The 26,058-nt window shown below is 58.6% G+C and carries 15 protein-coding genes and 4 pseudogenes; 14 read left to right on the forward strand and 5 right to left on the reverse strand.

The annotated features are described in order from the left end of the window. Positions 1 to 3 precede the first annotated feature (3 nt). The 4 genes and pseudogenes from ACRXB1_RS06700 to ACRXB1_RS06715 all read left to right on the forward strand — a co-directional run. A pseudogene (locus ACRXB1_RS06700) lies at positions 4 to 90 on the forward strand (transposase); the annotation flags it as partial. Between the two features lie 28 nt (positions 91 to 118). Then, the gene (locus ACRXB1_RS06705) at positions 119 to 1,258 is read left to right on the forward strand and encodes a hypothetical protein (protein WP_449491542.1); all 1,140 of its coding nucleotides are present in this window, start codon (positions 119 to 121) and stop codon (positions 1,256 to 1,258) included. Continuing rightward, the gene (locus ACRXB1_RS06710) at positions 1,255 to 1,614 is read left to right on the forward strand and encodes a hypothetical protein (protein WP_449491528.1); all 360 of its coding nucleotides are present in this window, start codon (positions 1,255 to 1,257) and stop codon (positions 1,612 to 1,614) included. Before ACRXB1_RS06705 ends, ACRXB1_RS06710 begins: the two co-directional genes overlap by 4 nt. A gap of 180 nt (positions 1,615 to 1,794) precedes the next feature. Further along, positions 1,795 to 2,415 carry an HNH endonuclease gene (locus ACRXB1_RS06715; RefSeq protein ID WP_449491529.1) on the forward strand — a complete coding sequence of 207 codons (621 nt, stop codon included), beginning with the start codon at positions 1,795 to 1,797 and terminating at the stop codon, positions 2,413 to 2,415. A gap of 441 nt (positions 2,416 to 2,856) precedes the next feature. Here ACRXB1_RS06715 and ACRXB1_RS06720 read toward each other — a convergent pair whose 3' ends face one another. Continuing rightward, positions 2,857 to 4,428: a M56 family metallopeptidase gene (locus tag ACRXB1_RS06720; protein ID WP_449491530.1), complete on the reverse strand. Its 1,572-nt coding sequence runs from the start codon at positions 4,426 to 4,428 to the stop codon at positions 2,857 to 2,859. A 5-nt stretch (positions 4,429 to 4,433) separates the two neighbouring features. After that, a complete protein-coding gene (locus ACRXB1_RS06725) occupies positions 4,434 to 4,802 on the reverse strand; it encodes a BlaI/MecI/CopY family transcriptional regulator (RefSeq protein ID WP_449491531.1) in 369 nt (122 codons plus the stop codon). 370 nt (positions 4,803 to 5,172) lie between these two features. Here ACRXB1_RS06725 and ACRXB1_RS06730 point away from each other — a divergent pair, with 370 nt between their 5' ends. From ACRXB1_RS06730 to ACRXB1_RS06740, 3 genes are all read left to right on the forward strand, one after another. Next, entirely contained in the window at positions 5,173 to 6,204 is a 1,032-nt protein-coding gene (locus tag ACRXB1_RS06730; RefSeq protein ID WP_449491532.1) for a serine hydrolase domain-containing protein, read from the forward strand. Positions 6,205 to 6,347: 143 nt separating this feature from the next. Then, positions 6,348 to 6,941, forward strand: a complete 594-nt coding sequence (locus ACRXB1_RS06735) for a DUF6817 domain-containing protein (RefSeq protein WP_449491533.1) — start codon at positions 6,348 to 6,350, stop codon at positions 6,939 to 6,941. A 630-nt stretch (positions 6,942 to 7,571) separates the two neighbouring features. Beyond that, positions 7,572 to 8,087 (forward strand): GNAT family N-acetyltransferase, encoded by a 516-nt coding sequence (locus tag ACRXB1_RS06740; RefSeq protein ID WP_449491534.1) that lies wholly within the window; start codon positions 7,572 to 7,574, stop codon positions 8,085 to 8,087. 101 nt (positions 8,088 to 8,188) lie between these two features. Here the strand turns inward: ACRXB1_RS06740 and ACRXB1_RS06745 are convergent, their stop codons facing one another. Beyond that, entirely contained in the window at positions 8,189 to 8,713 is a 525-nt protein-coding gene (locus ACRXB1_RS06745; RefSeq protein WP_449491535.1) for an N-acetyltransferase family protein, read from the reverse strand. Positions 8,714 to 8,898: 185 nt separating this feature from the next. On the opposite strand from ACRXB1_RS06745, the gene ACRXB1_RS06750 reads away from it, so the two are divergent. From ACRXB1_RS06750 to ACRXB1_RS06760, 3 genes are all read left to right on the forward strand, one after another. Further along, the gene (locus ACRXB1_RS06750) at positions 8,899 to 9,459 is read left to right on the forward strand and encodes a GNAT family N-acetyltransferase (protein WP_449491536.1); all 561 of its coding nucleotides are present in this window, start codon (positions 8,899 to 8,901) and stop codon (positions 9,457 to 9,459) included. Positions 9,460 to 9,574: 115 nt separating this feature from the next. After that, complete coding sequence (locus tag ACRXB1_RS06755; RefSeq protein WP_449491537.1) at positions 9,575 to 10,306, forward strand: transporter substrate-binding domain-containing protein; 732 nt, start codon at positions 9,575 to 9,577, stop codon at positions 10,304 to 10,306. Between the two features lie 195 nt (positions 10,307 to 10,501). Further along, a complete protein-coding gene (locus ACRXB1_RS06760; RefSeq protein ID WP_449491538.1) occupies positions 10,502 to 10,684 on the forward strand; it encodes a hypothetical protein in 183 nt (60 codons plus the stop codon). Between the two features lie 85 nt (positions 10,685 to 10,769). Here the strand turns inward: ACRXB1_RS06760 and ACRXB1_RS06765 are convergent, their stop codons facing one another. After that, positions 10,770 to 11,795: a hypothetical protein gene (locus ACRXB1_RS06765; protein WP_449491539.1), complete on the reverse strand. Its 1,026-nt coding sequence runs from the start codon at positions 11,793 to 11,795 to the stop codon at positions 10,770 to 10,772. Between the two features lie 367 nt (positions 11,796 to 12,162). On the opposite strand from ACRXB1_RS06765, the pseudogene ACRXB1_RS06770 reads away from it, so the two are divergent. After that, a pseudogene (locus ACRXB1_RS06770) lies at positions 12,163 to 12,485 on the forward strand (IS110 family transposase); the annotation flags it as partial. 368 nt (positions 12,486 to 12,853) lie between these two features. Continuing rightward, positions 12,854 to 13,090 (forward strand): hypothetical protein, encoded by a 237-nt coding sequence (locus tag ACRXB1_RS06775; protein ID WP_449491540.1) that lies wholly within the window; start codon positions 12,854 to 12,856, stop codon positions 13,088 to 13,090. 19 nt (positions 13,091 to 13,109) lie between these two features. Here the strand turns inward: ACRXB1_RS06775 and ACRXB1_RS06780 are convergent. Beyond that, a pseudogene (locus tag ACRXB1_RS06780) lies at positions 13,110 to 13,758 on the reverse strand (IS5 family transposase); the annotation flags it as partial. Positions 13,759 to 14,083: 325 nt separating this feature from the next. Here ACRXB1_RS06780 and ACRXB1_RS06785 point away from each other — a divergent pair. Then, the gene (locus tag ACRXB1_RS06785) at positions 14,084 to 22,048 is read left to right on the forward strand and encodes a SpvB/TcaC N-terminal domain-containing protein (protein ID WP_449491541.1); all 7,965 of its coding nucleotides are present in this window, start codon (positions 14,084 to 14,086) and stop codon (positions 22,046 to 22,048) included. Positions 22,049 to 22,258: 210 nt separating this feature from the next. Then, positions 22,259 to 26,058: pseudogene (locus ACRXB1_RS06790) on the forward strand (hypothetical protein); the annotation flags it as partial.

The following is a 26,058-nucleotide window of genomic DNA, read 5'->3' on the forward strand; positions in this document are numbered from 1 at the left end:
CGCATGGTGCTGTTCTATCTGCCGCCTTACAGCCCCGAGCTCAATCTCATCGAGATCCTCTGGAAGCACGCCAAGTATCACTGGCGACGTTTCGTTTCCTGGACGAAGGAGACCATCGATGCCGAGAACGGAATGGCACGCGCTCGGAACCTACGATGCCGGCATCGTCAATCAGGCGCTGCGATACGCCGCCGATCGTCGCGTCGTCGCGACCACCATTACTCCGGGAGACGGGCGGCACGTGGCGCGCCTCACATACCTGCATCCCGCGCTCGTCGATACTCCGCTCGGCTGCCGCGTGGTGGAAGCCGATCGGATCATTGACACGTTCACTGTCAGCGAAGACCCGTTACCAGCGCTGGCGGCGGTCACCGAGGATCGTGAGGAAGTGGGCAACTGGATGACTGTCGTCCAGCTAGCGCAGTACGCGCAGGCTCCGCACGAAGATTCGACCTGTCCGCGAAACGAATTGCAGGAAGTGGCGGACAAGCGGCATTTGCATCCGAGTCATTTCTCGCCCGCTTTCGCCGCAGCGCTCAAAGGCTTCATCGATGCGCGCGACGGAGATTCGACTGGTTCGACGCGACTGCTGAGCCAGGCTTCCGCTTGCGCGTCCGGGGCGACGGCGCGATTGGGCGACTGTCTGTGCGACCATAATGTTCAGGGCTTGCCCGCCCGATATTGGTTTCCGGAGGATCACACGTCGCAGTTGCGGGAACGGAGCGAGTCGCAAGGACCGGACATGAAGTGGATGTCGCTTTCGCAAGACGGTCTTGCGCATTTTGACTGGTGGCTGCATGTTACCTTCGCATTGCGCGACGGCACCTCCGGCGAGCCGGACGAATCGACGGTTTCCGCCCTCGACTTTCCCGCCGACGAACTCAACCAGCTTCGCTCCGGCGTTCGCCAGAATCTCCCGGCTTACGTCCGGAACGACCTGAAAAGTCCGTCATACGGCGCATTCATTACGCCGCTCGAGGAGTTTGTCATACTGCAGCGTTTCGCCCGTTCCGGTCTCTCCGGCGGCCTCGGTGCGAATTTTCCAGCATCGCGCCTCATCGATCTCGCCCATGACACGCGCAGGTACGTTCCGGTTCAACCGACCATCCGCTGGGAACCTTACGGCGATCCACAAGAATTCATAAGCGTTCTGGCCCGGGCCGACGATAACGCGCCGCGTTTGTTCACCAACTGGGCGAACGATCAGCGAAGCAGACAGCGCGAGAAAACGCCGGTTTGCGACGCGGGTTCGCTGTGAGCATCACGCCCAGTGTGCGTTACGTCGAACGGCTGAGCGGCTGGCCGAAGCCGCGCATGATGGCGACGCTGATGTTCCTTACCCGATGCATGACGCACACGAACGCAATTGCGGTTTCTCAGGTTGTGATAGCCGAGATAGTTGGAATCAGCATCAGCTCAGTTGTTGCTGCCGTTAAGACACGCGAAAAGCACCGTTTCATTGAGGTTGCGAAGGTCGGGAACATGGCCGTGTACAACATTTACGCGCGGCTCGCATGGCAGGGCAATTGCGGCAAGCGGAACGCGCATTTTGTCGCCGACCTCATTGCGGTCGAATCGGAGCAAAGCCGGAACTGTTCGAGGATTTCAAGCTGAAGAAGTAGCTGCAGGCGACGCCGAAAGAGCGCTTTTTGGTGGGCAATGAGCCGATCGACGCGCCAGATCCGCGCAGTAGTAGAAGTTTCGGCCACTTGCGCGGCGGTGGTTAAGAAATTCAAAAAGCGCTCCTTTAGGCGTCTGTTGAACTGGTGCCATCGGCCACAAGGAGACCTTCGCTTGGACCCTCGCTCGGTCATTCAGACGGTGGTTCCACTTAGTAAGCAGTTAGTTCGGGGCGGGGATGTAAGCCATGCATTTGGCTCATCTACGAAATATGACCTGATTGCCGAGAACGGTGATCGGTTTGCACCGCAAGCCGTCTTTGGCATTGCCCTGTCCATGGCGTTGGATGGTGCGACAATCGAGCCAAAGCATTTTTCAGGTGATGAAGCATCGCTATGTTTCGCGCTTCTTCTAGACGCTGGCTATCAAGTTGTGCCGAAAGACTTCGATTCGCCGCTGACCGATCCGGCGTCGATGCCTGAACAGGAGTGGATGGAAGGCGATCGCAAACTAGTCTCGCATCTTAGGCGAGAGCGGTCCGCCGGACTAGCAAAGGCTAAAAAAGCGCAGTTTAGACGTCTCCACGGAAAACTCACTTGCGAGCGCTGCAAGCTGGATCCGGTTGCCCTATTCGGAACAGAGCATGCGGAAGCCTGTATCGAAGTCCATCACTCGACAACTCACGTCGGCGATATGGCGCCTCAACACAAGACGACGCTCGATGACGTGCAATGTCTGTGCGCAAACTGTCACCGACTTGTACACAGACTTCTGCGAGAGGACGCACGCGCATAGTGCCGATCTGAAGGCAACATCGATCCTGATGAAATCGTGGATGACCGCCCGACGTGTCGGGCGACAGTCGACCTGTTTCGGACACTCAATACTGCCCGGTACATTGCCCAAAATCCGGAGGATTCATTCACTCGACAGAACTCGCGCAGATCGAGAACTCCTGTTAACGAACAAGTCATCTTCCGCACTGAGCCAGCTTCGACCGACCGCTTCCGGCAATCCAACAAGTCGAGTGGAGACGAGCGCGGGCGCATAATATCCAACCTACCGACGGTCGCACGGAAACAAAAAGCCGCACTCCAGGCGCGAAGCGGCTTTCTGGCGAATCTTAACGAACGGACTACGGCCTAGTGCTGGGGTTTTTTCCCGACTGGTCACTGCGAGTTCGGCCGCTAAAAAACTGGCAACGCGATAGTGAGCACAGTTCGAACTGTGAGCGCTTTAGGGACCCACTTGCACTTGGAGGCCGTCAACAATTCCGTTGTCGGCAAGGTGGATGCGCCAAGTAGATGAACCTGCATCATGTGTAACCTGATATATGTCCCAGCCCACATTGCCAACACCTATAAATTCAATGCGCTCAATGGGACCCAATCGACCCATATCCTCTTTGAGCATAGGTAGCTGCTCGCGCGTAGCGTCTTGTAAGAGGGGCGACATGTCTGAATATGGCGGGCTCCCGGACTGTATCCCGTCAATGTTAAGGCGCAGCGCAGCTTCGCTTCCCTGAGTAGGCTTCTGGCTTTTGACCTTTGCAGCAAGAGCTGCCTCGATTACCTCTGCCTCGGCAGCATCTATACGTGGCAATGTGGTGTCACGGTCATTTTGATGGTGGATCAGGCCGGTGACGTTTCCCTTATCGTCAACGACAAATGCATCGGTCGCTTTGACGACTTTCGCGAAGAACTTTGTATCGCTCATCGGATATTTCCCAATCCATCCTTGCCCCGTACGTTGCGACATCAAGTGGTCGCCTTCGCGGCGGAATTTCAGAAGCGTTGAGGTAGAGCTGTCTTTGTAGGTGCCAACGTATCGATCCAAAATTTCGGCGGATACGGGTACTTGGGTGTGGTCTTTTGATACGTCGGTCATGATAGGTGGACTCACTTGTGCGGCCAGAGTGGCCAGGGTTATTGACATGCATCCAAGAAGCACTGCGACCAGCAACTGCCGCTTGGCTGGCTTGCGCAGCATGAGTTTTAGTCTTCTTTCCAAAAAAGGCCTGGATTCAGTCATGCCCGCTACTGATCCTAAGTAGCGTGATTGCCTTTCCCCGACAGCGATCAGTGTCTCTCCATAAACCGCCAATTTGTGTCCTGCTTTCAAAACCCTAGCGTCACAGTCGACTTCGATCGCGCACCTGAGACGACGCAACTGCCACCAAAGCGGAAAATTCCACGGCATCAGCGCAGTCAGGAAGAGTGCAATAGTGAGCAAAGCCGGGTCGTGGGCATCGATGTGGGACTTTTCGTGCGCGATAACGGCCGCTTGTTGTTCTAGAGGTGAATCGAGAAGCCAAACCGGAAGAACAATCCGCGGTCGGAGCAAACCGACAACCGCAGGGCCAATATCGGGTGACAGATAAACTGGAACGTTGCAGACGAACGCATTCGTCCATTGTTGTTTGCGCCACTGCAAATGCACGGCGGTCCCCAGCAAAAACATGATCATCAAGATCGACGCGCAACACCATACGTTTTTCGCATGAGATTGAATATTCCGAAACCCCGAGGAGTCGCCATCGTGATTTTCAATCCAGATAGCCGGGGAAAAATGCGTGGATGTCATCTCGTGAAGGGCGATCACATTCCGCGGCACTGATGACCGGAGGTCTAGGGGTATTTCGATCGAAACCGAGGACATCGCAACCGGGATCGCTAGCGATGCAACGATAGCGAGAAGCCATAGCCACCTGCTAGCCTTTCGCCGATTTCGCAAGGAGTGCTCGGCGGTGAACGCGGCCGCCGACAAAACGGCGGATACCGAAACGGCATAAATCATCCACGTCAGCATCGGGACTACTCCTCGTCAGGTCTCTGTTTGAGTAGCTCGCGCATGCGACGGATTTCTTTGGCCGTGAGACTCTTATCGGCGACCAATTGCGCAAACAATAATTCTGTAGATCCAGCGAATAGCTTGCTCGTTAGGTGCCGCAGTGCGCTTTTTCGGGCCGCTTGTTGCTGAACTGCGGCGGCATAGCGATGGCCACGGCCTTCTTCCACATGGGTTACAAAACCCTTGCCTTCCAACGTCCGAAGGATCGTCAGAACTGTGGTGTAGGCGAGCTCATCGGCGAGCCCGTCACGGACCTCATTCACAATTGAAGGACCGCGTTCCCACAAAATCCGCATAACGTCCGCTTCCCGATCGGTGAGCGAGATGTCCAAGATGCCTCCTACTAAAGATGTAGTAGATCGTAGAATCAAAGAAATGGCCTGTCAACTATTCTTATAGTAGTTGATCGTTTTTTTCTTGGTGCGGATTCCAATTGAATTGCGTTGTACCGTTGCATTACCGCATGAACACGGCTTAAAGTGCAGCGGTCCACAACTAACGCGCGTTACACTGAGGCACGGCATAAGTCGATAGAATGCCGCGGAAATGTAATGAAGACGTTTATGTGCGAGCGGATATCCTGAGCTCGGCAAGGGTTGGATTACGTTGTCCCGTCGTTACCCGACGCCGTATTTGTGACAGCATTTTCCGTCCGAGGTGGAACGGGACGCCCGGGCAGCAACGTACCAAACGGGAGCGGCATTGAGTCCTAAAAAGATAACGTCCGTTTTTGCGGCAACCGGGGCAGATACTGCATTTTTTGTTACCGGAAAGGCCGTTGCTCGGCCATGGGGCGCAGCGACGGGCTGGGCAGATCAAGGCCTTGCAGAGCCTCTAACCTGCGACACGCCCTTCCGAATTGCTAGTAACACCAAGACACTTGTTGCGGCCACGGTTTATCGATTGTGGGAGCAAAAAAGGATCGAACTCGATGCGACCATTCATTCGTTATGTACGCCGCTCTTGAATGCCCTATTGACCACTCGTGGTTACGATACAGAGTCGATCACAGTCTTTCATCTTTTAAATCACAGCGCTGGGCTGTGCGACCATGCCGACGACGATTACATCAAAACCGTACTTGCAAATCCTGGGCACCGGTGGACGCGTGAAGACCAGGTCCGCCTTGCTGTCACAAGGCCGCCCCCGAAGGGTAAAGCGGGTGCTCAGTACCTATACTCAGACACCGGCTACATCCTTCTAGGAGACATTATTGAGCGACTTGCGGGAGAACCGCTCGCTCACGTTGTTCGACGCGAGATGCGCTTCGACCACCTTGGTATGGACTCGACATGGTGGGAAATGGTCGAGGCCCGGCCATTGAAAGCCAACCGAGCTGCGCGCCAATTCCTGGATGGGATTGATGTCACCCAAATCAACGCGACAATGGACTTGTACGGTGGAGGCGGTCTGATGATGTCGGCACGTGATCTGGCAACGTTTATGCAGAACCTGTTTGAAGGTCGCATTTTCGAATCGCCGCGAACCTTGTGCGAGATGCTGCGGGTCGGCCCTCACGAGGGTTCCGAAGGTTACCGCGGAGGAGTTTCTGCTGGCGCTATAGACGGTCACAAAGTATTTTCCCACCTTGGTTTCTGGGGGACCGCCGTCTATTACGCGCCTGACCCGGGTATCTCCGTTGCAGGTTTTACTACAGACCGGATGTTTCGGCCTGCTTTGGTTCAAGCGATTGAAAAAGTGCTTCGAGCGTCGCTCGGCACGCAAAAATTGTGACCTGGTACCCGCTGTGGATAGGAAGCTCCGATCTTGGTAGCGTGCCGCCGATCAACGTCAGGCAGACAGCGGCCGTTTGGGGACATTCGACATGGCTGGCGGGATCGCCGACAATCAATCACTGTCCTTGAAGAGGGCTGTTCATGCTAGAGCAATTGCAATGCGAAGTTCGCAAGTTTGGGACCGATGCAATCTTGCATTTTGGAAGACCGCTGACAGCACACCTTATCGAGACTGGAAGGTGGCTTCAGAAGTGGGGCAACTCTCGTACCCTTGTTGCCGCCGGTACCTTTCATAGCATATATGGGACCGAGGAATTCCGTGAAAAAGCCGTCTCCATTGAGCGACGCCCGGAGATAAAAGGAATGATTGGCGAAGAGGCAGAGGCACTTGTCTATCTTTTCTGTCTGGCGGATCGCAACGCGCTCTTCTCGGGTCAAGCTGCTGCACCATATTCCGTTCCTCTGCCATTGATGGGTACCCGCGTTGACCTCGATGAGCTCACGTTCGCCGCACTTCTGGAATTGGAAGCAGCGAACATCGTTGACGGAGCATTGCATCAACCCGATGCCCCCCCGACAGCGGGCGCATTTTGGTTAGCACGGTTCGATTCAGTACAGCATCGGCTTTCCGAAGGTGCCTACCACACTGCTCGTGAAGTCTTGGCCGGTTGGAGCGCTAACGATGTGCGCGATCGATTAAGAATGGAAGGATGGCCGGGCGACGATGCGCGGTAAAACGTCGGGTTGAGAGTCCGCTTTCGACAAATTCGGATGTCGGTTTAGGGTCCGGGTAGCGCCATTCGCCGTCAGGCAGAGACCGGCCACAACCGGCCGTTCGACATCGTCGCATGAATCGTCGACAATTCGGTTCGTCGCCTTTACCGGCATCAGCTCGGTCATCCCTGTTAGAGGGGGAAACCCCCGAAGGAGTCTTCAGTGGCATGCACTCGATGCGAGAACCTTTGCGTTCGGTATGCAATCAGGCACCCTAGCGAGCTACGCAAGGCGATACAGATCGCAGCGGAATACTTAGCGGATAAGACGCTCGTAGAAGTAATTTCCGACAGCCCTCCGGTCTCCGTCTCATTCGACAAACTCGCGGCGGGTGCCGCATGGGACGACTACGTCGAATACCATTTTGGCTGCCTGCATTGCGATGAAGCATTTTGGTTGCATGCGGAAACGTATCACGGCAGCGGTGGGTACTGGGAACCGAAAGACCGAGCTTCGATACGCGACACCATCACCAACTAGCCATATGCTTCCAGTTGCGACCGTGCGACATCGGCCAACAACGGTGATTCGACATCGACTCTTGGATGGTCGACAATCGTCGCCCGTCCACCTTTCAAAACCGTCACTCCTATGTCCACGCCTACCCTACGTTCGATTGACCGTCGGCTATCCAATGACGTAGACCGGCTGCAAGCCGTGCTCGAAGGTGCTCCTGAATATAGCTTGGTCGTCGAGGGTAGGTTGCCACCATCGAACGCTGCCATTGAATTACTTGATGCGCTGCCGCCAGGTAAAGATCACTCGGATAAGTACGTCTATGAAGTCGTTCACGAGGCCGAGGCGGTAGGGTGTCTCGAGATGGTGCGGGGTTATCCGGACACCGACATAGCTTTCATTGGCCTCTTGCTGTTCCGTGAAGGATATCAAGGACGGGGCTTTGGGCCGCAGGTTCTGCGACTCGCCGAAGCAATCGGGACGGGTTGGCGATGCCGCGCGCTGCGCATTGCTGCCCTCGACACGAATCCGCGAGCGTTTGCTTTCTGGGAACGCGAAGGCTTCATCGAACTGCTTCGCAAACCAGCGATGGACTTTGCTGGCCACGCGATAGTGATGGAGCGCGCGCTCCCGGACGCTAGGAAGATTTGAGGCCGTTCGGTGTTGCCATATAGCTTACGGTTCGAGCTGCTTCGGTAGGCATCAGTCGCTAGGAACGGATTGCCGTCGCGTCCCCTCAAGTCAACGACAATCTATACTTCGATCATGTATCGACGATCGATCACCGGCGTTGTGTCTAGGAAACTAGCTTGAGTCCCCGCAAATCGCCAGCCGTTTCGCTCGTAAAAGGCAATAGCACGAGCATTGGCGTCGAGCACATACAGATGCATCAGATTCTGATTTTGCGCCTTGGTCCATCTACGCGCTGCGTCAATCATTAGTTTTCCGACTCCACATTGTTGATGGGTCGCGAGCACATGAAGGCAGTCAAGCAGTGTTCCGTAGGACGGGTCATCCACGTTCTCGGCACTAACGAAGCCAACCGGGACTCCTTCAGGCTCGGCCAACATGACAAGGCCTCGCGCTTCCGCTGGTTGCGCCATATAGTTTTCCCAATGAGCGACATGCTCAGCCGGCGCTTTTTCAAGTAAATACACGGCGGGCAAAATGTGACCGTAAGCTGCCTGCCAACTTTGGGTATGCAGTCTAGCTATATGCGACGCATCGGCGCGAACAGCCTCCCGTAGTAAGATTTTGCTTTCCGACATGTCGGTCATTTCGAGCTCTCGGCATCCATCGTGGCTCCTTTGTTTCTTCGCATAATAACGCGGGCAGAAATTGGAGATGGTGGTATGTCGGCGATAGCGACCGGCTGGGGCCGGTCAGGATCGGCCGGTCGACAAGGCAGGATGAATCGCTGACAATTTCACTTATCTGGATTTTGCGGACATTTTCGACGTCATTGACCTTTCCACATTTTCCTACCTCAGTTGTAACGGACCGTTTGATCATCAGGTGTCCGCAGCCCGGTGACGGTTCCAACCTGTTCGATGCCACTGTTGATGCATTGGCGGACCTGCGACGGTTTCCCGCGTCCTTGCCCTGGGCGCTCGAAACACCATCGATCGATGCATCAGAGTCGTTTTGCGCTGCTGGTTTCGAGGCCTTCCAGGCAAGAAGAGATTTTCCGTTTTTGTTTATCGATAAGACGTCGCGCAGCGTTATGGGCTGCGGCGGTCTTCACCGGCCAAGATGGGCCGTTCCTGCTTTTGAACTCGGTTTTTGGGGTAGATCTTCGTTTGTGGGACGGGGTTTGTTCAGCGAAGCCGCCGACGCGTTGGCAAACTATGCTTTTTACAATTTCGACGCGAAGCGAGTCGAGGCAATCTGCGACGATTCGAATGCAAGGAGCATTCGAGTTTGTGAGCGCATCGGAATGCAACTGGAAGGCGTGTTACGGCACGAACGGCGCGCTCCGGATGGTAGTTTGCGGAACACGCGGATCTATTTAAAGTTAGCTTGAATCCCCGCTCGGATTGGCGAATGCCGGCCATAAGCGACGTTCGCGCAGGGAAGTAGAATCGTAAGCAATCGGCTTCTGATATCTGATGGCCGTTCCTATTTGATGAGAGACCGATATGAAGGTAGCGATCGCGTACATCGAAGAACCGCCGTTCGGTTGGACGGAAACGGATCGTACCGCTACTGGCGCTGACATTGATCTTGCGGAAGCGGTTCTACGCGCTATTGGCGCCACTCAGATCGAGCATTGCCTGACGACGTTCAGCGATCTGCTGCCCGGTGTCGAAGCCGGCCGCTGGGATATGAACGTTCCGCTCTTCGTTACACCTGAACGCGCCGATCTGGTCGCGTTCAGCGTCCCAGTTTGGGCGATCGGGGACGGGTTTCTGGTTCGGGCTGGAAATCCAAAGGCGCTCAACAGCTACGCGTCCCTCGCCAAACGGCAAGATGCGCGCCTTGGAATCATTGCCGGGCAGGTGCAACACGACTCGGCGAGGGCGGCAGGCGTGAGCGACGACCAGATAGCCATCTTCGAACATCAGGCCGATGCTATCGAAGCGGTTCGGTCAGGAAAGATCGATGTGTATGCGAGCACTGCCATGGGCAATCGCATACTGGCGGATCGTATCGGCAGTTCAGTCCTGGAGGCTGTGGAGCACAAGCCGGGAACGAATGGCATGCAACAAAAGCTGCCGTTCGGAGCATTCTCCTTCAACAGAAGAAACAGCGATCTGCTCAATGCGGTGAACGCGCAACTTCGTTCATATCTCGGCTCGCCGGACCATCGCGCCCGCATGGCAAGATTCGGCCTGACGCACAACGAGATCGACCCCACACTTGCCCGTTGAGCGTGGAGGCGGTCGTCGGCCACTTGGCGACATTCGCCGAGTGCCTCCTCGAGACATCTGAAAGGCGGCTCCCGTTTCGTTACCTGCCGTTGGACTGCTAGAACCCGTCCGTCGCAATGACGTTCTGCATTACGAACTGTCCGCAGAAATTCGTTGTCACGACGCACGTTGCGATGACGAGGATCGAGTGCTTAGGTGGACCGCGCGGATGCTTGGCTGGCGGGCGGCGGTGGCATGTCCACGGTGTATCTGCAAGGTACGCTGCACGTCAGCGCGAACACACCGAAGGTTCTGCAAATGCATTGCCGTACCTACAGCGGACTCTGCCAGCAATTCTCACTGTTTGCGGTTCAGGTAGACGCGTTCCGTACCGATTGATTATGCCAGTGGCCTTTGGTTAGAAACAGCCACCTTCGTGCTCGCGTCCCAGGGAGCGAGCACAGCAACACTCAGCTTTCCTGCGTCATTTGGAAGCTTTTCCTGGGTCAACCGACTTCTCTTGATTGCCTCCTGACACCGCGGCTACTGTGCCCCGAAACCAGCGTTCGCTGAATCCCGCAATGAAGCACAGTAAGAGCAGTCCCCAAGTCTTCGAATGTTCGGTACCGCCGACGGTGACGATACCTTCAAGGCCAGCGATGTACACAGGGATCGAAGCCGCAGCACCCAACAAACTCCGGGCGACCAGCGCGTAGAACTCCACGCCAATCTCAGGAGTTCTCGCATTGCGGTCGGTGCCCTTCGCGGACATGGCGGAACTCATCAACCCACCCAGAAGACCGAGATAGATGCAGAAAGGAAGTAGGGCCAAGTCGCCTGCCGGAAGAGTTGCGTTGCGCAGCCAAATCCCCACCACAATCGCGGTCAAGACAAGAGCCCCGATGAATAGGCCGAGCCAGGCCAACTGCCATCGGACCTTGTCCATCTTCCGGTGCATGTTACGGTCGTGCGTGTTTCGGTGATGTATTGCTTCGGCGAGTGCCGCTACCGATACCGCGACTGTCGTCTTTTCACCTTCCGTTCCCTCGCCCTCTGGTATCTCGGCGCACGGCTTTTCTTCGCCCAGCAAGTGCATGATGACTGTTCCGCGCCAATCGGCGGAGAGTTTCTTCTTGACTTCCACCCTCAACGCTTTAGCCTCCACCGCCCTTTCTTCTTCGCTCATTCCGGAGACGGCCTCTCTTTCGACCGTATGCAGATTCTCGTAACCGCCGGAGACATCACCCTGCACGGCCTTCGCCCGAGCCTTTTTCAGCAGAGCATCACATTCGACATACCAAAACTTCGGCCAGTCGTCCGGTTTTTGGCTGACTGCGTCGGCTGGCTTGTGCTGGTTCACCCACGCCTGCTTGCGTTCTATGTCCGAGAGCAAACGGAGCCTATCGGGCTGTCGGTGCGCCAAGCCAACATGCCGCCAAATGCGCATCCACCGCCCGATGGGAATATCGTCCTCGTCTTGCCGAATGTCCTTCTCGGGATAAACGCTCATAGGTAGCGCCTCTGCTGGACGACAACGGAAGTCGAAAGGATAGTTCGACACTCGACAGCCCGATCACACTGAAATGCAAAGTTTGTGGTCTATCGCACGCAATCGCTCAAGTTAAGTTTTACATTTTCATTCCATTTCCTTTTCTTATTGAAGGCGACGAACCGCTTCGGTCACGTTCGGTCAATCGGCTCCTCTCATAAAAGGCGATAACTGAATGAGCGCATCGGCAGGGAACAACAAAGGAATGATATTAACAATCCCGCCCGCCCTTGAGGTGCGTGTGTGGTGGATCCTTACAGCCCGACAGCATCGGAGTGCTCCACACTGGAAGATCATAAGGTCTTCAGAGGCAACCGGAGGATCCAAAGTGGACTGTACGACAGTCGGCATCGACATCGCTAAGAACGTGATGCAAATGCACTGGGTCGATCCTGATGCTGCAGAGGTCTTGAACAGGTTGATCAAGCGGTCGGTGTTTCTCGAGCATTTCGAGAACCGCACGCCGAGCTTAATCGGGATGGAAGCCTGCGGTGGCGCGCAGCATTGGGTCCGCGCGCTGACAAGATGGGCCACAAAGTCAAACTTATGCCCGCAAAGTTTGTTAAGGCCTTCAACATCGGAAACAACAACGATCATGCAGATGCGCGGGCACCCTGGATCGCAGTACAGATCCCCAGTAAGTCGGTATCCGCCACGCTCTTTCCGAGTTCGATGACTTATGTAGTTCTGAATATCCAGGGTTCACGACTCAAGATCTCTTGACCAACGGTGACGCACTCCGCACGGTTCGATTGCAGGGGATTACCGCGATCATGTTAAAGCGCCCGTTTGCCAACAAGGAGACGCTCCGTCTTTCTCCGTCACCAGCGCTCTTCGTGGCACTGAAGAAATGAATCACCAGACGAACTGAAGCACACGCCGGAATGTGAGCTAATGCGGGAATTGCGCCTTCCAGGCTCGTGGCACGAATACCCTCGAAAGGCCGAAGAGCTAACCTGGCATGAGTTCAAATACGACGCGGACCACGAGCGTGAATTTTTAAAATTGTGGCACCTTACTTGATAGACAAGTCGGATGATCGGGCGCGAAAAACGCTAAAGTCGTATTGGGATACGAAGGAGTCCAGCAAGTTCGAGGCGGAGCTCGGCCTTGTCCAGTTGTTGTTCAGCGAGGCTGTGATCACGCCAACCCTGAGCGTTGTCGGCGTGCCGGCACGGGCCATTGGCATTGCGTTGATCGGCATCCAGTTCGGCTATCTGGATGAGAGACCTCAACAAGCGCTACGCGGACGGTAATTATTAGAGGCCAGTTCAAAAAAGGCCGCCCAACTCGGCTGAAGATGTTCCAGCAGACGAGTGAGAAGGCTAGTCTGAGGAATGCTTCGTGAATGTCAGATCGGTGTTCGAAGCGGATGCGAAGACGACAGAAGCCATGGAGCCACGAATGAGTCCGTTCGACGACCCAACGGAATTTGCCGAGGCCGCTGCCGTGTTCGGTGCGGCGCCTGGCGATGGCCGGTCTGATGCCGCGTTCGCAAAGTCGGCGGCGATGCGAGTCGGAATCATAGCCACGGTCGGCGTAGAGAACTTTGGGCTTTCGAAGCGGTCTGCCGCGAGTGCCGCGAATCGGGGGGATCGCGTCGACCAGCGGCAGCAGATGCGTGCATCGTTGTGGTTCGCGCCGGTCAGAATCGCGCTGACAGGAATGCCGTTCGCGTCTACGCGGACGTGGTGTTTGGACCCTGGTCGTGCGCGATTGGTGGGGTTTGGCCCAGTTTTTGGCCCGCCCCAACGGCTCGCACGGACGATGAATCGACAGCCGCATATGAGAAATCGAGCTGGCCGGATTTGCGCAGCTTGTCGAGCAGCAGCCCGTGCAGCTTGTCCCACACCCCGGCCTGCTGCCAGTCGTGCAGCCAGCATGTTGCTCCAGAGCCGAACCCCAACTTGGTCGACAGATGGTTTCAACAGCTGAAAATAATTCCTTCAATAAAGTATTTCGAGTACTAAACTGAAGCTGATTCATTCAAGCAAACGCTTAGTGTGGGAATCGGGTTGTGGCTTTCAAATGAAGTGCAGCCGGCACCGGTTGTAAACCTGTCAGTCAAGCTGTGGAAAGAAATATCGAATCAGTCAGACGGCCCATCTGGACCAAGCTGTTGTAAGTGTCGATTCAACAGAGGTTTCGTCGTCGGCATGAGGTCAGCGACTTGAGCGCATTGTTTCTCTGCGGGGCCCGCCGGTGTGCGCGATCGTCCTCACTGGCAAAGTCCGAAGTGGGAGGCAGAGATGTCCGAAGCGAAACCGGACAGATCGAGCGAGAAAGACGATCGCTTTCGGGTCTCCGCGCCGAAGCTCGAATTGCCGAAGGGCGGCGGTGCCGTCAAGGGAATCGGAGAGAAGTTCTCGACGAACGCGGTGACTGGCACCGGGTCGCTTTCGGTGCCCATCGCGACTCCTGCAGCGCGCTCGGGCTTCGGACCGGACCTCGCACTGCATTACGACTCGGGATCCGGCAATAGCGTCTTCGGCCTCGGCTGGCATCTTGCCGTTCCGGCAATCACACGCAAGACGGACAAAGGCCTGCCGCGCTATGGCGACGCGAACGAGTCGGATGTCTTTCTGCTGTCGGATGCGGAGGATCTCGTCCCCTCGATGATTCAAACCGCTTCGGGTTGGATGCCGGAGCCACCGTCGCAACAGCAACGAGGCGGGCTGCAATACGAAGTGAAGCATTATCGGCCTCGGATCGAGAGCGCCTTTCTGCGCATCGAGCGCTGGAGCAATGTGGCCGACGCGTCGGACGTGTTCTGGCTCGTCTTCTCGAGGGACAACACGCAAACACTCTTTGGCGTCGACTTGGCGAGCCGCGTCGCCGATCCGCACGATCCCACGCGAATCTTTTCGTGGCTCGCATGCGAAAGCCGTGATGACAAGGGCAGCGCGATCATCTACGACTATGCCGCCGAGGATAGCCGCGGTATCGTGGCTGGCATGGTCGGCGAAGCCGTTCGGGATGCCGATCCTGCGCTGCGCACGGCGGCCCGCCACATCAAGCGCATACGCTACGGCAACTGCGAATCGTGGCGGGTCCAGCCCGATCTGTCGAAAATGTCCTGGCTATTTGAAGTCGTCTTCGACTACGGCGAGGGTCACTATGCCGAACTCCCGGCAGGCGCGCCGTCGACCGACATTCTGGCCACGGCGTCGTCGATCGCCTTGCCTGATGTCGCGTGGCCAATGCGTACCGATCCCTTTTCGAGCAGGCGAGCGGGCTTCGAGGTGCGCACCTATCGGCTGTGCCAGCGCGTGTTGATCTTTCATCACTTCGACGAACTCACGGCACGGACCGGAACGCCCGACTATCTCGTGCGCATGCTAGGGTTGAACTACGAGCAGGATCCGGTCGCCACCCGACTCGTATCCGTGACGCAATCGGGCTTCGTGTGGCACGCGGCACAACGCGCCTTCCTCAAGCGGTCGATGCCGCCGCTGAAGTTCGGTTACAGCGCCGTGCCGGACGACGCGGCATTGGCTGCCTTGCCGGTACTGCGTCCCGCAAGCGAGGGACTCGACAATTTGCCGGTTGGACTGGCTTCGAGCGAAATCGTATGGGCAGATCTGCACGGTGAAGGAATTTGTGGCGCCGTCGTGATCTCCGATGGCTTGGTCGGCTACAAACCCAATCTAGGCAATGGCGGTTTCGGCCCCTTCAGACCGCTGCGAGGCATGCCTTCGCTGGCCGCGGCTGGCGCACAGGTCAGCCTTCGGGACTTGAGCGGATCAGGCCGGCTCGACTGGGTCACCGACGAAGGCTTTTACTCCCCCGATGTTGCAGCCGCCGACAACTGGGTTCATCGCCATTTCGATGGGTTGCCACGAATCGATCGGCTGGCTACGGAGGTTCATGAATGCGATCAGAGCGGTGATGGCCTCGTCGACCTGCTGCTAGTCGAAGGACGTCGATGCACCTTCTACGAATCGCTCGCCGAGGCTGGCTTTGCGCCGGGCACGCAGACCTGGCTGACCAGGCCCGAGCAGCCCGCCACGCCGCCGCATGTGGCCGACATGACCGGCGATGGCCTGCAGGACCTGGTGACGGTGCTGAACGGATGTGTGCAGTATCGGCCCGCGCTCGGCTATGGCCGCTTCGGCGCGTGCATCACGATGGCCAATTCGCCCGTGTTCGACAGCGACGAAGCGTTCGACCCTGCGCGCGTGCGGTTCGCCGATGTCGACGGCTCGGGTACGGCCGATCTGCTCTACCTCGGCAGCAACGGTGTGCAGCTATACCGAAATCAGTCGGGCAACGGCTGGAGTGCTCCGTGCGTTTTGCCGCAGTTTCAGTGCGTCGCGCATTCGGACGATCTCTCCGTCATCGACCTCCTTGGCAAGGGTACGGCCTGTCTCGTGTGGTCGTCACCGGCAGCGTCGCGCACCGGATGTCCGATGCTCTACGTCGATCTGATGGGCGGCACAAAGCCGCACCTGCTGGTGCGCGTGAGTAACAACCTCGGTGCGGAAACACGCGTCTCGTATGTATCGTCGACGCGCTTTTATCTCGACGATCAGCGTGCGGGCCGTCCTTGGGCGACAAAGCTGCCATTCCCCGTTCAGGTCGTCGAAGCGGTGGAAACGTTCGACTGGATCAGCCGTAATCACTTCGTCACGCGTTATGCCTATCACCACGGTTACTATGACGGCATCGAGCGGGAGTTTCGTGGTTTCGGCATGGTCGAGCAGTGGGACACGGGTCAACTGGCGGCACTCGGAGCCTCGGCTTCGTTCCCGACGCCAAGCAATATCGACAGCGCATCGCAGGTGCCTCCGGTGCATATCAAGCGCTGGTTTCACACTGGCGTCTATTTCGGCGGCGAACGTGTGTCGAAGCTCTACGCCGGTCTGCTCGACGCCAACGACCCCGGCGAATACTTTCGCGAACCGGGCCTGAACGATGCGCAGGCAAGCTCGCTGCTGGTGCCCGATACCATTCTGCCCGCAGGCCTTTCAGTGGACGAGGAGCGCGAGGCGTGTCGCGCGCTCAAGGGTGCGTTGTTGCGTGAGGAGACATACGGCCTCGATGACTCCGCACATGAGGACATGCCGTACACGGTCACCGAGCAGAACTTCACCATCGAGTGTCTGCAACCGCGGGCGGGCCTGCGTCATGCTGTGTTTTTCACGCACCCGCGCGAGTCGCTGGTTTTCCATTACGAGCGCTCGCTTGTGCCGGTCGCGGGCGGAAAGATTCTCGCGGATGGCGCCGATACAACCGGCGCAGCGTGGCAGCCAGACCCGCGCGTGCAGCATTCCCTGACGCTGCGAGTCGATTTGTTCGGCAATGTCCTCGCCGCCGCTGTCCTGCATTACGGCCGCCGTTACGACTGTGGCGATCCGACGCTGCAGGCTCAGGATGTGGCGCGTCAACGCCTGATCGACTTCGTCGCCACGGAGTCGAATTTCACCAACGCCATCTCCACAGCCGATGTATATCGCACGCCGTTGATTGCGCAATCGGTAGACTGGGAACTGCGGTTGCCGCAGCAGCAACACAGTGCGGACGGCCTGACGGCAGTGCTCGGTTTCGACGACGTTGCAGCGGCGCTGGCGCAGGCAGGCGACGGCCAGCACGACATCGATTTCAACGACACGGATTTCGCAGCGGCACAGGGCGATCCTGCAGCGAGCCAGCAATACTTCAGGCGTCCGCTGCATTGGTCACGGACGCTGTATCGACCGGACGACCTCGGAGCGTCGGCGACGCCGGCGGATCGCGAGAGGCTTCTCCCGTTGGGACAACTCGAGTCGTTGGCGTTCGGGGGAGAAAGCTATCGGCTGGCGTTCACGTCGGCGTTGTTGGCGGATGTCTACGTGCGCGGCAATGCACCGCTGCTGGCATCACCTGCGACGGTGCTCGGCAGCACACAGGTGGACGGCGCAGGCTATCGGTCCGGTGACGCGGAGCAGAGCGCGGGCCGATTTCCTTCCACCGATTCCGCCGGGGCATGGTGGCAGCCATCGGGCAGGACTTATTTATCGGCGGGGGCAACGGATACGCCCGCAAATGAACTGTTGGAAGCGACGTTGCACTTTCACGTGCCGCGACGCAGCGTTGACGCGTTCGGATCGGTCACAACCGTTCAATACGATGCCTACGATCTGCTGCCAGTGCAGACGGTCGACGCCTTGAGCAACACGGTGACGGTCGGCGAACATGATCTCCACGCGGGCACGATCGATCTGGGTGTTCAAGGCTATGACTATCGGACGTTGCAGCCCTCACGCCTGATGGATCCGAACGGCAATCGCACCGAACTGGCTTTCGACGCGCTGGGGCACGTCGTCGGCACGGCGATGCGTGGCAAGCCGGGTGAGTTGCTCGGCGATTCGCTGAGCGGATTCGAGCCCGATCTCGACGAAACGGCCGTGCTCGCACAACTGGCGGCGCCGCTGTCGAATGCAAGCGTGGCGCTCGGCAACGCGAGCACGCGTCTGCTCTACGATCTGGGTGCGTTTGCGCGGAGCGTCATGCAAGGCGGTGTGCCGCTGCCTGTCGTTGTCGAGTCGCTCGCGCGGGAGACGCACGCCGAACCCGCTGGCGATGCGTCGGTGCGGATCCAAGCCAGCTTGTCGTATTCGGACGGCTTCGGCCGCGAGATTCAGAAGAAGGGGATCGCAGCGCCAGCGCCCGACGGAACGGCGGGCGGATCAACGCGATGGATCTGCGGTGGCTGGACGGTGTACAACAACAAGGGTAAGCCGGTGCGTCAGTTCGAGCCGTTCTACACGACAACGTCGGCGTTCGAATTCGGCATGCAGGTCGGCGTTAGCCCGGTGCTTTTCTATGACCCGGCCGACCGCGTGGTGGCGACACTGCACCCCGACGGAACCTACGACAAAGTCGTGACCGACCCGTGGCGGCAGCGCGCCTACGACGCTAACGACACGTGCGCTGCAGGCGGTGCGCAGACAGGTGACCCTCGCTCCGACCCGGACATCAAAGGGATCGTAAAGTCGTACTTTGCTGCCGCCGATCCGGGCGGGATTTGGAAGACATGGTATGACCAGCGCAAGGATGACGCGCTCGGCAAACAAGCGAAGCAGGCCGCCGTGCAGGCGGCGGCTCATGTCGATACGCCCGTCACCCGTCATGTCGATGCACAGGGGCGGACGTTCCTCACGGTGGCGGACGACTACGTCGCGTGTGCGAATCATCCGCTGGACGGAACCCGCAGCGCGTTGCGCATCCGCAGTCTGCTCGACATCAGCGGACAGGAACTCGAAGTGCAGGATGCACTCGATCGGCCCGTGATGCGCTATCGCCACGACATGCTGGGGCGGCGCCTGTCTCAGGCCAGCATGGAAGCCGGCGAACGCTGGACACTGCCCGCCGTCGACGATTCCCCGGTGCGCGTCTGGGACAGTCGCGATCACGACTTCCGCGCAGCCTACGATGAATTGCGAAGGCTTCTGCATCGAAGCGTCCGGGGCAATTCTGCTTCGTCCGACCCGCGTACGCTTGCGCGCGAGTTCATGTTCGAGAAGCTCGAGTATGGCGAATCGCAAAGCGATGCGCTCGAGCTGAATCTGCGCACGCGTGTATTCCGGCATTCGGATACGGCGGGGATTGTCGTCAACTGCGCGACCATTCCGATGACGACGCGGGATGAAGGTTTCGACTTCAAGGGCAACCTGCTTCGGTCGCGGCGGCAGTTGATCGCGGAGTACGCGTCGATTCCCGATTGGTCGGCAGCCACCAACCTCGCCCAGGAAAGCTTCATCGGCGCTCAGCGCTATGACGCGCTCAATCGGATCATCCAGGCCGTCGCGCCGCATAGCGATCAGGCCGGGACTCAATTGCCAGTGCGCGTCAACGTCGTGCAGCACGCTTATGACGAAGCAGGGCGCTTGCAGCGCGTCAACGCGTGGACCGGCCTCGCGGCCGAGCCCGCAGACCTGCTGAATGCAGCGACGACGGCGCCCGACGCAGGCGTAACGGACATCGCCTACGATCCCAAAGGTCAGCGCCTGAGCATTGCCTACGCGAACGGCGTGCTGACGAACTATGGTTACGACGCCGAGACCTTCCGGCTCACATCGCTTCTGACGCGCCGTCCAACAGGGACGAATCCGGCGCCTGTGCAGCAGGTGCAGAACCTGGCCTACACCTATGACGCCGTGGGCAATGTCATTCATATCGCGGATGCCGCGCAGCAGACCGTCTACTTCGACAACGTGCCAGTCATACCGGATGCGCACTACGTGTATGACTCGACTTACCGGCTGATCCAGGCGAAGGGCCGGGAGCGCTGGCAGAACGGACTGGCGGTCGCGCATTCGTACAACGATGCGGGCACCATCGCTAGTGGCGTATTCAGCCGCGGCGCGGGCAGCTTGATGGGGCGCTACGTCGAGCAATATGTCTACGATGGCGTGGGCAATTTCACGGCGATGTCGCATGCCCGTAAGGGGCAGGATGCGCCGGACTGGACGCGTCGCTATACCTATGCCGAGGCGAGTCTGCTTGGAGGCGGGGCGTACAGCAACCGGTTGTCGAGTTCGACCGTCGATCCGTCGTATGCCGAGACCTACTCTTACGATGCGCACGGCAACATGCTGCAGATGCCGCAGTTGTCGGTGATGCAGTGGGATTTTCTTGATCGCATGCAGATGACGCAGCGTCAGCATGTGAACTCGACAGATGAGGAAGGCCTAAAGCACGACGGCGAGCGGACCTACTACCTGTACGACGCGTCGGGGCAGCGGGTTGCCAAGACGACTGTTCTGGCTACGGGCGCGGTCAAGGACAGTCGGCGATATTTCGGTTCGTTCGAGGTGTATGAGCGGGAAGGCAGTCAGGATTTGCAGCGCGAGACGCTGCATTTGATGGATGACAAGCAACGGATTGCGCTCGTGGAAATGCGTAGTTCAGGGAGTGAGGCGGGAGTGCCAGCGCAGATGATTCGGTATCAACATGGGAATCATCTGGGGTCTGTGGCGCTGGAGTTGGATGAAAGTGCGCAGGTTGTGTCCTACGAGGAGTACACGCCTTATGGGAGTACGGCTTATCAAGCGGGGGGGAGTGGGGTTGAGGTGCCGAAGCGGTATCGGTTTACGGGGATGGAGAGGGATGAGGAGAGTGGCCTCAGCTATCACTCGTCTCGATACTTCGCGACTTGGCTCGGCCGATGGACGAGCGTGGACCCAATCGGAATCAAGGACACCCTCGATCTATATGTGTATGTCCGTTGCAATCCGATTTCTGGTTCGGATCAAAGAGGGACGCAAACCACCGCCGCAGAAAACGAGCTTTTCATGACGCTAGAGATGTTCGATAAGTATCACAGCAGGGACAATATGGCTCTAGCGAACAGACTTGTCAGCGATGAGAAGTCGAACGAAGAGATAGGAAAGCGATTCGGCTACAAAGGATTTTCGGCCTGGTTGAGTGGCGAGTCCCCCGAAGACAAGGCTGCGGACGCTCGACGCTACTACGAGACAGCGCGCAGCAACTGGCTAAGCGCCGGCGGCCGAGCCTATCGAAACGAGCCCGTAATGGGTGAGGACGACCTTGGAAACGCATATGCAGGTCGTCGAATCGACACGGAGGAGGGAAAACTGCAACGACTCGTCGAACATGGTCTCGAGGTATCCGATCTTATGGCAAAGAACGCCGGCGCAACGGCAGGCTATGCGCTCGACGGCGAAAGAGGGGCTTATCTTGGCGCAACGATAGGCGACTTGGCCTCTGGCGCGGCTGGACTTGCGCAAGCGCGTTCACAGATGCAGGCGCTTTCGTCTATGCCGCACGGTCCCTCATCAATACCCGAACAGATCTACGATCCGAAAAAGCAGACATCCTTGGCGCGCTCTGAGCCTGAGGGCCCAACCTTAATGCAGGGTCCTGTTCCGCCTAAACGTATTCGGCCGAACTTGATAGCGGTGTATTTTCAAATCTTGAATCGAACCGGTCTTCCGACAGAAGCAGGTAAGGCTGTCCATTCTGAGGCAGGCGCAGCACCTCGTGGCGCTGACTTCTTCTTTTTCGGAGGGGCCGTCCTTAACGAGCTCAAGACTGTACTCACCGGCGATGCGAATGTTGGAGAGAGGATGGCAAGTGTCAGGCGGTCAGCGCTTTCGCAGTCTTTCAAGTATTCGCAAGAAAGGCAGTTTCATCCACGTACAAAAGGGCTCGTTTCAATCCGCACGGTCACGATTCTCCTCATGCGGCAGAACATCTCTATCACAAGATGAGCCTGCAGTGAATGTCGTTGGTGGTACTGGTGGAACAAGAGCTTCTACAAGCCGTGTCGAACGGGTTCAACGCTTTCACGTGCAGCAATGGTGCGTTCGATGGAAACGACAGGGGCCAGGAAGAACAGGCAAACGCGCCTCACTTTTTCCTGACGGGGATCGGCAGGCGATTTGCCGATATTTTTCGGATATGACGAATTGGACGTAACCATGTCATCACCCAAATCATTGATACCGGACTCCACTGAGCACTGGACCACTGCTCTGTCGTCGCTAGTCCGCTCAGGCAAAACCGGCCTCGCCAACGTATCGACACGCGAAGCCGTCGCCGCTTTCTTCAAAGCCCAATCAAACTTCGACATCCGCAAGTCGTTGATCAATGAGGCCCTGCGCAGGGACGAGACGCTCGTCAAGGTCGACAGGACGATCCGTCCAGCGGTGATCGACCACCTCAAAACTCTGCAACGCATCCAAGCGATCGCCCCTTCCGCCAAAGCCGCCTCGGTGCTCATCAAATCGAAGCTAACCTCCGCCTGGCACATCGCCGAAATGGGCGAATCGACCTTCGTAAAAGCCTACGGCGAGAAACTCGGCGAGAACGTCGCCCGCCAGATTCACACAAACGCCGTCAACGTCCGCCTGCGCAACGAGCACCTCTTGATGGCAGCCCACGATGCAGCAAAGGGCAGCGGCATTGCACTACTCGACGGCACGACGACATCGGCTTCCCGAAGCGCCGCCGTCAGCGAAATCCTCAAGTCCCGCGGCGCACCCTTCGACATCAGTGATCTCTTCGGCGCCGCCGATCTCTGCGAATGCGACGACTGCAACTCCGTCTTCAGCCGGGCGGCCTATTTCGTGGAGCTGCTGCAATACCTGCGCAACAACAACCTCGATTCTGAAACCCCCAATCCCAACACCGGCAAGAAAGGCTATGCCGGTACGCCGCTCGAACAGTTGTTCCGCCGCCGTCCCGATCTCGCATGCCTCGAACTGACCTGCGAGAACACCTTCACAGCCTTGCCTTATGTCGATATCGTCAACGAAGTAATGGAAGGCTACGTCGTCGATCTCGCGAATTACGCCGTCACGAAGCAAGCAAAGCTCGAAGCGTTCAACGTCGAGGGCGAACCTAGCGAGGAACTGCTGGCACAACCGCAGCACGTCAACTACACGGCCTACTGCACGCTGAAGAACGCCGTCTATCCGTTCTCGCTGCCTTATCACCAGCCCATCGACACGACCCGGGTCCTGCTCGGATTCATGAAAACCAGCCGCGAGGAGTTATTGCGCTGCTTCGCGACGGATATTGAAACCCCTCCGCCGAGTCTGTCGACCTCATCCGCGGCCGCGCTGCAAGACCTGCACCGTGAGGCGCGCCGGCGCGCCGTGCAGGCTGAAGCGCTGGGGATGACGCAGGAGGATTACATCATCCTGAACCGCGAGGCGTTCTGGCCGAAGAAGTACTTCGTGCTCGTCAAAGGCGCATCGATATCGCAGAAGAGCTATGAGCAGCAGATCGGCGTGAAGCCCATCGAGGCTTACTACGGTTACGCAACGCAATCGATGATGCTGGCCACGAATCCCGCCGCACTGCCGCGCCCGGGACTCACGTTCGTCGCCCAGTTCCTGCGCAGCACGGGCATCGAATACACCGATCTCATCGCGCTGCTGCGTACGCGCGCCATCAATCCAGGCTATCCGGATGGCCGTGCGCTGACGGTGACGGACAGCCTGCGCGAAAGCTATCGGGCGATGCAGGCGCTGGTCGGTCCGCAGGGCGATCCGAACCGCTTCGACGCGCTGATCGTGCAACTCGAATCGGCCTCGGGAACATGGCCGGGACTCGAGGCGATGCTGCATCCGGACCCTTGTCATCCTGCGGCATTGAGATCGACGCTCAAAACGCAGGATCTCGCAAACTGGGTCAAGTTCTGGTTCGAGCGCATCGGCGGTCTTATCGTCATCGAAACGGGAGATGGACCACGGCTGCCGGTCGCGGGACCGATCATCATCTCGCAGCCGCGCGGTTCCCGTCCGGGCGTGCCATCGCCCTTCGGAACGCTGGAAATCGATGGCCGCGTACTCGACTTGCGCGGCCGTGTCGTCGGGCAGGTGATGCTCGATGGCCAGGTGCTACAGACCAATGGCCAGCCCCTGCCGTCGTCGGCTCGATCGATCCTGACCGTCGAATCACCCGCTAACGGGACGGCGATTGCGGAGATCGTCAACGGCTCATTGCGCGTGCTGGGCACGGCCAACGCTCCGAGCAGGGCTTCGGCCAGGGCGTCCGCCAGAGCGACGAACAAGGCCGCGGTGCAATGGCTGCCGCCGACCGATTCCTGCGATCTGAACAAGGCCCGTCTCATCCACCTCGACGGCAGTCCGGTGACGGTTGCCGAATACGACCGGATGCAGCGCTTCAGTCGCCTGTGGCGTCGCCTCGGCTGGAGCATCGACGAAACCGACAAGGCGTTGCAAGGCTACGCGACACCCGCCGGCAATGGTCCGATCGTGCTGCCGCCCACCGTGGCGACACCATCCTCTCCGCCACCACCCGCGCCACCTCTGGCACAGCCGCAGGGCGGCATCGGCTTCGGCGCATTCACGGACGATTGCTCGGCGAATCCGTTGCCGGCGCCAGCGCCGTCGCCCGCGACGCAGACCGTTCAGCCACCTCCGCCTTTGCCACCGTTTATCCTGACGCCGGCGATGCTCGAGCAGTTCGTCGCTATCCAGAAGCTCAAAAGCGAGACGGGTCTCGAGCTGATCGCGCTGCTCGCGTTCTGGTCGGACATCAGTACGGCGGGGGACGCCTCGCTCTATGCGCGGCTCTTCCTGACCTACAACGTCACTGCACTCGATCCGGTGTTCGAGCCTGACGTCAATGGAAACTTTCTGTCGACCGCGGCCACGATCACGGACCACGTGCCCGCGTTGATGGCTGCGCTCCAGCTCGGCGCTGGCGACATCGCGCTGATCATGGCATTGCGGCAGATGCCGGATCAGCTGACGCTGTCCACGTTGTCCGTGCTCTATCGCCTTGCACTCTTTGCCCGCATGCTGGGCGTGCGGGCGCGCGAGCTTCCCCGTGTTCTTGCGGTATTCGGCGACCCCTTCGCCAATGCCGTCAGCACGCGCGAGATGCACCAGAAGTGGCGGCGAATGCAGGCGGCGGGTTTCTCGTATCAGCAAGTGGATTTCATCGTCAATCCCGCTGCGCCGCCGCTCGGTCCCGCCCGCGCTGCCGTGCTGCAACTCTGCAAGACCCTGCGCGACGGACTGAACGCAATCTCGCTGGCGAACCCGGATCCGAAGGTCGTTTCCGACGCGACCGACGACGCCGTGCGCGCCGCGACGGGGCAGCTCTACGACACGGAAACGGTCAACCGCATCGTCGGCTTGCTCGATGGCACCACGCTGTATGTCGCCTCGGCGCAGCTCCCGTCGACCTCGACCGTGCTCCCCGTGCTGGCTGCGGGTGTGAATGGCAAGGTGTCGTGCGCGCCGATCGCGACGACGCCGCCGACGCCACCGATGGTCGGCATCCAGGTAACCGGCATCCTGAGTGCGGCGGAGACGGCCGCCGCCTCGAGCGCCGCGTCGGCGGACGCGTCCTGGACCAAAGCGTTTAGCGACATCGCGCTTCTGGCGCCGCAGTTCTTCGATGATGCGCTTGGCGCAATCGCCTCCGTTGTACCCATCCGAACGACGCTGCTGGCGCCGGACGTCGTCGTGCCGGCCTCGGCGACCCCGGCATCGAGCGATCTCAACACTGCGCCCGGCAAACGCTACGCCTTTCTGAAGGCATTCATGCCGTTCTTGCGGCTGCGGCTTTCGCAGCAACTCGTAGTCGACAAGATGGCGCTGGTCTTCGATCTCGAGGGTGATGCCACTCAAGCCTTGCTGGCGAGCGTGCTCACGAGCGGAACGCCTGCGCAGCAGGCCATCGACATCCTGCTCGGCCTCGCCGGCCTGCCAGCGACTGCGCCGCCGACCTTGAGCGGATA

It is taken from the genome of Caballeronia sp. M23-90 (genome assembly GCF_053574605.1).

Bases quoted from the DNA above. Each gene is read 5' to 3' on its own strand.
- ACRXB1_RS06740 (WP_449491534.1), top strand. From the start codon at position 7,572: ATGTCCACGCCTACCCTACGTTCGATTGACCGTCGGCTATCCAATGAC.
- ACRXB1_RS06745 (WP_449491535.1), bottom strand. From the start codon at position 8,713: ATGACCGACATGTCGGAAAGCAAAATCTTACTACGGGAGGCTGTTCGC.
- ACRXB1_RS06705 (WP_449491542.1), top strand. From the start codon at position 119: ATGCCGAGAACGGAATGGCACGCGCTCGGAACCTACGATGCCGGCATC.
- ACRXB1_RS06735 (WP_449491533.1), top strand. From the start codon at position 6,348: ATGCTAGAGCAATTGCAATGCGAAGTTCGCAAGTTTGGGACCGATGCA.
- ACRXB1_RS06785 (WP_449491541.1), top strand. From the start codon at position 14,084: ATGTCCGAAGCGAAACCGGACAGATCGAGCGAGAAAGACGATCGCTTT.
- ACRXB1_RS06765 (WP_449491539.1), bottom strand. From the start codon at position 11,795: ATGAGCGTTTATCCCGAGAAGGACATTCGGCAAGACGAGGACGATATT.
- ACRXB1_RS06755 (WP_449491537.1), top strand. From the start codon at position 9,575: ATGAAGGTAGCGATCGCGTACATCGAAGAACCGCCGTTCGGTTGGACG.
- ACRXB1_RS06720 (WP_449491530.1), bottom strand. From the start codon at position 4,428: ATGCTGACGTGGATGATTTATGCCGTTTCGGTATCCGCCGTTTTGTCG.